The following is a 9076-nucleotide window of genomic DNA, read 5'->3' as shown; positions in this document are numbered from 1 at the left end:
GTCGATGCCGGCTATGTCCCGAACGACTTTCAGGTCGGTCAAACCGGCAAGATCGTCGCGCCGCAACTGTACGTTGCAGTCGGCATCTCGGGCGCGATTCAGCACTTGGCCGGCATGAAGGACTCGAAGGTCATCGTCGCGATCAACAAAGACCCCGAAGCACCGATCTTCAGCGTCGCCGATTACGGTCTCGTCGGCGATCTGTTCTCCGTCGTGCCGGATCTCGCGAGCACGCTGTGACGATGGATCGCGTGCCGCTGCACACGCGCCAGATCACGCTGCAAGGCTTCAGACGCGCGGATGGCCTCTACGACATCGAAGGCCATCTGCGCGACACGAAGTCATACGATCGCGATTCCCATGGCGTGATCGTCAAGGCGGGCGATCCGGTGCACGAGATGATGCTGCGCATGACCATCGGCGTCGATTTCGTCATCCGCGAGGCGAAGGCCGAATCGATCATCGTGCCGTATGTCGGCCATTGCGAAACGATCGCGCCCGACTATCGCAAGCTCGAAGGCATGAAGCTCGCGCCGGGCTTCATGCGCGAAATCAGAAACGTGTTCGGCGGCTTGCGCGGCTGCACGCATCTGACCGAACTCATCGGCGCGGTGGCCACCGCCGCATTTCAGACGATGAGCGAGGAAATCAACGCGAGCGGCACCATGCGGCCGTTCCAGCTCGACGGCTGTCACGCGCTTCGTACGGATGGTCCGCTCGTGAAGGCATTTCATCCGAAGTGGTACGAGGCGCCGAAGCGCCTGTGACGCATCGGCGTGCGAGCCGTGGCTAGCGCGCGTTGCCAGCAAATGTGTATTCTCTCGAAGTCGTTCCTCGAGAGGAGCATCCGTGAAATACCCCTTGCTTCTGGGCTTCGGCATCGTCGCAATCGACGTGATCGTGTGGCGCGCGCGATTGCCCGACAATGACCTGGCCCGGCTCTTCATACGGCTCGCGCTCTTTTTTCTGTTGAGCTGGGTACTCTTTTCGTCGGGTCTGAGTCCGTTCACGCAGGCGCCGTTCGCCGACGTCGTCGAATTGCACTGGGCGGGGCAAATTCTCGAAATCATCTGGTGGATGATGGGCGCGCGTCTGCTCACGCTCTCACTCGACACGCTGCTGCTTCCACGCGCCTGGAGAAAACAGCGGCTGTTCTCGGACGTTTTCGGTGCCGTGGTGTTTCTCGCGGCGGCCGTGGCGGCGCTTGGCTTCGTGCTCGAACTGCCGGTACGCGGCCTCGTTGCGACATCGGGCGCACTGGCGATCGTGCTGGGCCTCGCTATCCAGAGCACGCTCAGCGATGTATTCGCGGGCATCGTCATCAACACGACGGAACCCTACGCGATAGGTGACTGGGTGACGATCGACGACGTCGAGGGCAAGGTCGTCGAGATGAACTGGCGCGCGACACATCTGTTGACGGGGCAGGGCAATACGCTCATCGTCCCTAACGCTGTCGCGGCGAAGGCGAAAATCACCAATAACAGCAGACCGGGAGACGTCCACGGCATATCGATCGTCCTCGAGATCGAACCCGAGGCGCGGCCGAAGACCGTGCTGGACGGACTCGGGCGCGCGCTTACCGGTTGTAATCTGATTCTCGCGACGCCGGCCCCATACGCGCGCATGAAGCGCACGACGACGAACTCGGTCCAGTATGAAGTGGTGGCCTTCGTCGACGACATGAACAAAAAGCTCGCCGTATGCAACGAGCTCTTCGACCTCTGCTACCGCCATCTCACCGCGGCTGGCGTGGCATGGCGCGCGCTGGGCGTAGCGGCGCCCGCGCTTGCATCGAGAGATGAAAAAGAAGCCTTGTTAAGACGCGTCGACTTGTTCGACAGCCTTTCAGGCGAGGAAATAACGCGGCTCGCGAAGCGTTTGTCGCGACACGAATATCAGGCGAATCATCAGATCCTGGCGCCCGACACCGTGCCCGATAGCTTGTCGATCGTGCATTCGGGCGTGCTCTCGGTCGCGGTCGTCGAAGCGGCAGGCGCTCGCGAGGTTGCTCGCATCGGGCCGGGCGAAGCATTCGGGGAAGCGGGATTGCTCGCCGGAATCGCGATGCAAGTATCGATCTCGACGCTCACGCCATCGGTTCTATTTCAGCTGGCCAAGGACGACATGACGTCGTTTCTCAAAGATCATCCGGAAGTAGCGAAGCAAATGTGCGAGCTTCTGGCGTATCGGCAGGATAAGCTCGGCAAGCTCGCGACTCCGATGCCCGCCGAGCACGAACAAGGCCACTCGCTGTTCCAGTGGTTGATCGGGAAAGTATGGAACGCGCATTCGCTGAATCACGACTCCCGAAGCGATTGAGCATACGGCTCAAGCTGCTTCAGCGGAGATGGGTCGCGCGGCCGGATCGATCACCTTCTCGTCAGTCACCGACGCAAAAGCCTGAACGGCCGCGCGTGCCGCCGCTTTCCTCGTCTTGCCCGCACGCGACGGCGGCTGGCAGGCGCCGCACACGACGCCGTGCTGCAAGTCATGCTTGTGCGCGACGAACTTGCCGGTGCAGCGGCAGCAGGGCGTCAATTGCAGCATCTCCGCCTCGAAGAAACGCACGAGCGTCCAGGCGCGCGTCAGGTCGAGCACCGGTTCGGCGTCGTTGCGCGTGCAGTGCTCCAGATACAGCCGATATCCTTTGGTCAGCGCATCGAGGTGCGAGCAGCTCGCTTCGTTCTTGAGGAACAGATAAGTGTTGAAGAATAGCGACGCGTGAATGTTCGAAAGCCACGGCATGTACCAGTCCGCGGAGAAAGGCAGCATTCCCTTTGGCGGCGACACGCCTCGCACTTCACGATAAAGACGGATGAGACGTTCGCGCGAGAGCGTGAGTTCGCTTTCGAGGACCTGCATGCGCGCACCGAGTTCGATGAGCGCGACTGCGCGAAACACCTCTTGCGCTTCTTCGGTCAGGCTTTTCTTTGCAATGAGGTTCATGGAGGACGGCGCCTTAGATCAGCAGTTTGACGGGCTGGCCTGCCAATAGAACGGCAGCATGCGTCGAAGCGATGTCGGCGTGCTTCGGAGGTTGCGTCAGCGCGGAGAGCAGCATGTGATCGTTGAAGCGGAACGCGCATAACAGCTGATCGGAAGAGGCGAGCTTCACGACTTGGGGCAGCGAGAGGCTCATCAGCAGATCGGCAACCTCGGCGGATAGCCCGAGGCGAAACATGCCGATCGCGCGGTCCTCGCGCAAGATTCGCTGCGCGAGGATGAGATAGGAAAGATTGATCTCTCGAATGCTTTCTTGGATTTCGAAGGTGCTCATCTTTTTAGGCCTTGATGTCTCCAAGGCTTTCGTTGCCTTCAATGATTTCAGTCTAGGCGCGCGTCTCCACCGGATCAATCGTCAGAAGATTGATTTTAATTAATCGATTAGCAACACCGTTAAAGGATTGTTATCCCGTTCTCCGGGAACGGAATATGCGCTGCGGGGCGGCCTTGTCGGGACAGGAAAGCGGCTTTGCTCACGATGATCGAGCGGCAGTCGATACCGGCGGCGCTTCGGTATTCAGCTATCCGGCGAGTGGCCGCCTACCGAACCTCGACCATTTTCGCGCCACAATCCCGACATGCTTCCACACGGACAGGCTATGGAACGTCGCGCACTGCTTCCCCCGTTGAATCCGACCCGGGCGTTCGAGGCGACCGGACGCCTGCTGAGTATTTCCAAGGCCGCCGACGAATTGGCCGTGACGCCCGCCGCCGTCAGCCGGCAGGTACGCACGCTCGAAGCCTATCTGGGCGTCGATCTGTTCGAGCGTGTGAAAGGACGGCTTGAGCTGACCTCGGCGGGTGCGCGGTATCTGGCGGAGTTGATGCCGCTCTTCGCAGCGCTGCGCGAAGCCACCGACAGTCTGCGTTCGTCGGAACGGCGCGCCCGCGTGCTCAAGATCCGCTCGCCCGCCACCTTCGCGGTGCGCTGGCTGATTCCGCGTCTCGCGAGCTTTCATCGGCTGCATGAAAACATCGACGTGCAACTGACGACATCACCGGCTCCGCTCAATTTCGCGCGTGAGGATATCGACGCCGGCATTCAGCTAGGCGACGGCAAGTGGCCCGGTCTGCGCGTGCAACGTCTGATCGCGAACGAACTGGTGCCTGTCGCCGCGCCGTCGAGACAGGTCAAGGCGCGCTCGCAGTTACAGGGCGAAACGCTTCTGCACACGCTCGCACGCCCTGAAGACTGGACCTTGTGGCTGAAGGCTGCGGGCCTTCCATTGAGCGGGCGACGCCGCGAGATGCGCTACGAAACGTCGCTGCTCGCGTATCAGGCAGCGATCGAAGGGCACGGCGTCGCGATCGCGCAGAAGGCGCTGGTGCGCAGCGAACTCGAAAGCGGTCTGCTCGTCGCTCCGTTTTCATTCGAGCTGGACCGCGGCAATCACACGTACTACTTCGCGTGGCCGACGGCGCGTCCGCAATCCGATGCACTGAAGATTTTCCGCCGATGGCTGCACTCGTTGCTCAACGAATAGCGCTCACGAATCGCCGACCCTTTAACAAAAAGTCAAAGGCTCGTTTCTAAATTGTCGATTGTCCGGAAGGCCGGTGAGTACCTATTCTCGTCGGCATGGTTCGTCGCAGTGACGAGTCACGAGACAGGACAATCACAAATGCCAAGAGACAGCCTCAACGGCGTGCGGGTGATCGATTTCTCGCATGTCCTCGCCGGTCCGGTCTGCTCGATGACGCTCGCCGATCTCGGCGCGCACGTCGTCAAGATCGAGCCGCCCGACGGCGAGATCGGGCGGCGCATCGGCCCGCCGTGGATCAGCGGTGAAAGCCCGGCCTTCATCAGCGTCAACCGCAACAAGTACAGCGTCGCGATCGATCTGAAAACCGACGCGGGGCGCGAAGCCGTTCGCCGCATGTTGCGCGAGGCCGACGTGCTCGTCGAAAACTTTCGGCCGGGCGTGATGGCATCGATGGGACTCGACTTCGACGCACTGCGTCAGTTGAATCCCCGGCTCGTCTACTGCTCGATCTCCGCCTTCGGTCAGACGGGCGCGAATCGCAAGCGGCCGGGCGTCGATGGCGTGATCCAGGCTGTCAGCGGTCTGATGAGCACGCTCGGCACGACGAACGCCGAGCCGCTGAAAGTCCCGATTCCCGTTGCCGACATGATGGGCGGCTATCTCGCATCGATCGCGATTCTCGGCGCGCTGCATCAGGTTCGCGCGGGCGGCGGTGCCCAGCATCTCGACGTGAGTCTCTACAACGCGACGCTGATGCTGCAGCAGATCGGCTTCGCTGCGTATTTCGCGTCCGGCCGCGAGCCGGAAAAAACCGGCAGCGCCGCGCCTTATGCATGCCCGAACGAAGCGTTCCCGACGCAGGACGGCTGGATGATGGTCGTCGCCTATCATCCGGAACGATGGCGCGCGCTGTGCGAGGTGCTCGCATCGTCCGCACTCGCAGCGGATCCGCGCTTCGCCACCAACGACGATCGCGTGCGCCATCGCAAGGCGCTGCATCACATGCTCGCGGCGCGTTTCGTCGAACGCCCGACCGCGGAGTGGATGGAACGGCTCGCAGCGCGGGACATTCTGTGTTCGCCCGTCGCAACCTACGGCGATGTCACCGAAACGGCGGAATACGCCGAATGCGGACTGGCGCAGACGATCGATCATCCGGTCGCGGGAATCATGCGTACGCACGGCTTCGCGCTCGGTCCATCCGACCGCGCAAGCGTGCCCGACGTGCCAGCGCCGCTGACGGGCCAGCACACGCTGCAGATGCTGGAGCGATACGGCTTCGCCCAAAGCGAGATCGCGGAACTGCTGAATGCGGGCGTGATCCGCCTGGGCCGCGCAACGCGCGAGACCTGCGATGAAGACCGCAAGGTGAGCGCATGAGCGCCGCGATCATACGGAGCGAACGACGCGGCCAGGTCGCGCTCGTGCGTCTCGCGTCGGATAACCCGCTCAATCCGCTGACCGACGCGTTGATGGATCAGCTCATCGACGTCCTGCTGCGCAACGAAGCCGATCCGCAAATTCACGCAATCGTTCTGACAGGGTCCGACAAGGCCTTCGCCGCCGGCGCCGACATCGTCGCGATGTCGAAGCTCGATTACGCGAGCGCATTCTCGGATGACTACATCGGACGAAGCTGGGACCGCATCCGCATGGCCCGCAAGCCCATCATCGCTGCGGTAGGCGGCTATGCGCTCGGCGGCGGCTGCGAACTGGCGATGATGTGCGACATCGTCATCGCCGCGGACGATGCGCTCTTCGGCCAGCCCGAAATCAAGCTCGGCATCGTGCCGGGCGCGGGCGGCACGCAGCGTCTGCCGCGCGCGGTGGGCAAATCGACCGCGATGCTCGCGTGCCTGACCGGCGAATCCTTCAACGCAAGCGAGGCATTGGCATATGGACTCGTGTCGATGGTCGTCGCTCGCGAGCGCTTGATCGACGAAGCGATGCGCGTCGGCGAGCAGATCGCGCGTCATTCGCTGCCGGTGATCGTCGCGATCAAGGAAGCCGTCAATCGTGCGTTCGAGTCCTCGCTGTCGGAAGGTCTGTTGTTCGAGCGAAGGCTATTTCATGCGGGCTTTGCGCTCGCCGATCAGAAAGAAGGCATGGCCGCGTTTCTCGAACGTCGTCAGGCCGCATTCCAGAACCGGTAGTTGCCGGCGAAACTATCAGGAGACTTTGTCGTGTCAGCTTATTCAAACGATTCGGGTTCGCTGGTCGAGTCATCCCTCGACGACGGCGTGCTCGTGCTCACGCTCAACAGCGCAAGCGACGGCAACGCGCTGAACGTCGCGATGACAGAGGCGCTGTCGGATGCGCTCGAAGAGATCAACGACCGGCGCGACGTGCATTGCGTCCTGCTGCGTTCGTCGTCGCGGCATTTCTGCACGGGTGGTAACGTGAAGGACATGCAAAGCGGCAGCGATCTGATGAGCGGCAGCGTCGAAGACGTGCGCGACCGCTTGCATCGCAGCTTGCACCGGATCACGCGCGCATTGAGCGGTCTCGATGTGCCTTCGGTATGCGCGGTCAATGGCGCCGCAGTCGGAGCGGGCTGCGATCTCGCGTTGATGTGCGATATCCGCGTGGCGAGCACGAAAGCCGTTTTCGCAGAGAGCTTCTTGCGGCTGGGACTTGTATCGGGCATCGGCGGATCGTGGTTTCTCGCGCGCATCGTCGGCTATGCGAAGGCGCTCGAACTGACGCTGACCAGCGAGTTCATCGATGCGGAAGCGGCGCTCAAGCTCGGCATCGTCTCGAAGGTCGTGCCGGAGGATGCGCTCGACACCGAAGCGTTGTCGCTGGCGAAACGCATCGCGCACAGCCCGCCGACTGCACTGCGCATGGCGAAGCGGCTCGTGCGCGAAGCGGCCGATGCATCGCTTGAAACGACGCTCGAAATGGCGGCGAGCATGCAGGCCATTCTGTTGTGCGGCCGCGAGCACAAGGAGGCTGTCGACCGGTTTCTCGCGCAGCAAGCGGCGAAGAAGCGCACGCACATGTGATGCGCCTTACGGCCACTGCGTCGATCGCGCGGGGCCTCACGAACTGAATCACAGGAGACGACCATGTCCACGACTTCCGGCGCGCGACATTCAAAGCCCGGCATGCTGCGGATCATCGCGACATCGAGCCTCGGCACGATGCTCGAGTACTACGATTTCTTCGTCTACGTCGCGCTGACATCGACGCTGACGCACTTGTTCCTGCCATCGACGGATCGCACGGTCGCCGCGATGGCGGGCGTCGCCACGTTCGGCATCGCGTATGTCGCGCGGCCGCTCGGCACGATCATCTTCAGCCCGATGGCCGACCGCATCGGACGCAAGAAGACCTTCGTCATCACGCTCGCGATCATGGGTATCGCGACGGTGGGCATCGGCTGTCTGCCGACCTACGCGATGGCCGGCCTGCTTGCGCCGATCGGCCTCATCGCGCTGCGCGTGGTGCAGGGCATCGCGCTCGGCGGCGAATACGGCTCCGCGGTCGTCTACGTCATGGAGCATGCGCCCGCGGGCCGCAAAGGCATGGCGACGAGCGTGCTGCAAAGCACCGCGAGCCTCGGCCTTTTGCTCGCGCTCGCTATCGTGTCAGCGCTGAAGTTCGCGCTCGATGCAGCCGCATTCGAATCGTGGGGCTGGCGCGTCCCGTTCCTGATCTCGGCGCCGATCGTCGCGGTGGCGACATGGATCCGGCTCGGCATGAAGGAAACGCCCGTGTTCGCGGAGATGAAAGAGGCGGGCCGTCTGTCGAAATCGCCGCTGCAGGACACGTTGTGGAGCGCGACGTCGTGGAAGGCGATTCTCGTCGCGATGTTCGGCGCGCAAGGCGGAACGTCGGTATCGCTTTATACGTCGATCGTCTACATGCTGTACTTCCTGCAGAACGTGTTGAAGGTCGATCCGTCGCGCGCGAATCTCTGCCTTGGCGTCGCTATCGTCGTGGCCGCGCCGCTTTATCCGGCGTTCGGCCGTCTGTCCGATGCGATCGGCCGGGCGCGCGTGATGCTGATCGGCATCGTGCTCTGGATACTCGCAGCGTATCCGGCATTCGCGGGCATCAGGACGAATGCGCTCGCGGGCGGCTGGGTCACGGCGACGCTGCTCGTCGCGCTGCTCGCCGTGTTGACCGCGATGATCATGGCGCCGCTGCCCGCGTTCATCGCCGAATGTTTTCCACCGCAAAGCAGGACCACGGGCTTCGGCTTGTCGCAACAACTCGGCAATGTGCTGTTCGGCGGGTTTCTTCCGCTCATCAGTCTTTCGCTCGTCAATCTCACGGGCAACCCGCTTGCGGGCGTCGGGTATTCGATCGTTTCGCTGTTGCCCTGCCTTGCCGTTACCTATTTTTGGGGACTGCGGCAGGATCGGCTCATTCGTCAGCGTCATTACGAAGTGCAGTGCGCGAGCCCTGCCGACACGGCTCAATTGCCGGTACGTTGAATCGGCGATGACACGAAGCGGGGGGGGGGGGGGGGGGGGGGGGGGGGGGGGGGGGGCGGCCGGGGCGGGGCGGGGGGGGGGGGGGGGGGGGGGCGGCGGCGCGGCGGCGGGCGGGGCTGTTGGCGCTCGGCGGGGCGCACCGCC

At 62.8% G+C, this 9076-nt stretch carries 10 protein-coding genes; 8 read left to right on the top strand and 2 right to left on the bottom strand.

Going from position 1 to position 9076, the window contains the following annotated elements:
* The 3 genes from NCS67_RS26870 to NCS67_RS26860 form a co-directional block, all read left to right on the top strand.
* A partial coding sequence (locus tag NCS67_RS26870) for an electron transfer flavoprotein subunit alpha/FixB family protein (RefSeq protein ID WP_250437360.1) occupies nt 1-240 on the top strand: 240 nt, incomplete at its 5' end.
* 2 nt (nt 241-242) lie between these two features.
* Nucleotides 243-767, top strand: a complete 525-nt coding sequence (locus NCS67_RS26865) for a DUF2889 domain-containing protein (RefSeq protein WP_008346878.1) — start codon at nt 243-245, stop codon at nt 765-767.
* An 82-nt stretch (nt 768-849) separates the two neighbouring features.
* Nucleotides 850-2322, top strand: coding sequence for a mechanosensitive ion channel domain-containing protein (locus NCS67_RS26860; RefSeq protein ID WP_250437359.1), 1473 nt, complete (start codon nt 850-852; stop codon nt 2320-2322).
* A gap of 9 nt (nt 2323-2331) precedes the next feature.
* Here the strand turns inward: NCS67_RS26860 and flhC are convergent, their stop codons facing one another.
* The gene (flhC, locus tag NCS67_RS26855; protein WP_250437361.1) at nt 2332-2940 is read right to left on the bottom strand and encodes a flagellar transcriptional regulator FlhC; all 609 of its coding nucleotides are present in this window, start codon (nt 2938-2940) and stop codon (nt 2332-2334) included.
* A gap of 22 nt (nt 2941-2962) precedes the next feature.
* Entirely contained in the window at nt 2963-3280 is a 318-nt protein-coding gene (gene flhD / locus NCS67_RS26850) for a flagellar transcriptional regulator FlhD (RefSeq protein ID WP_008346874.1), read from the bottom strand.
* 325 nt (nt 3281-3605) lie between these two features.
* Between flhD and NCS67_RS26845 the strand changes: the two genes are divergently transcribed.
* From NCS67_RS26845 to NCS67_RS26825, 5 genes are all read left to right on the top strand, one after another.
* A complete protein-coding gene (locus NCS67_RS26845; protein WP_008346873.1) occupies nt 3606-4490 on the top strand; it encodes a LysR substrate-binding domain-containing protein in 885 nt (294 codons plus the stop codon).
* Nucleotides 4491-4628: 138 nt separating this feature from the next.
* Nucleotides 4629-5870 carry a CaiB/BaiF CoA transferase family protein gene (locus tag NCS67_RS26840; protein ID WP_250437357.1) on the top strand — a complete coding sequence of 414 codons (1242 nt, stop codon included), beginning with the start codon at nt 4629-4631 and terminating at the stop codon, nt 5868-5870.
* Entirely contained in the window at nt 5867-6643 is a 777-nt protein-coding gene (locus NCS67_RS26835) for an enoyl-CoA hydratase-related protein (RefSeq protein ID WP_250437355.1), read from the top strand. Before NCS67_RS26840 ends, NCS67_RS26835 begins: the two co-directional genes overlap by 4 nt.
* 30 nt (nt 6644-6673) lie before the next feature.
* Nucleotides 6674-7495: an enoyl-CoA hydratase-related protein gene (locus NCS67_RS26830; RefSeq protein ID WP_250437353.1), complete on the top strand. Its 822-nt coding sequence runs from the start codon at nt 6674-6676 to the stop codon at nt 7493-7495.
* Between the two features lie 63 nt (nt 7496-7558).
* Nucleotides 7559-8932, top strand: coding sequence for an MFS transporter (locus NCS67_RS26825; RefSeq protein WP_250437351.1), 1374 nt, complete (start codon nt 7559-7561; stop codon nt 8930-8932).
* Nucleotides 8933-9076 lie beyond the last annotated feature (144 nt).

It is taken from the genome of Caballeronia sp. ATUFL_F2_KS9A (assembly GCF_023630765.1).
Lineage (GTDB): Bacteria > Pseudomonadota > Gammaproteobacteria > Burkholderiales > Burkholderiaceae > Caballeronia > Caballeronia zhejiangensis.
This window is presented reverse-complemented; position numbering and strand designations above follow the sequence as displayed.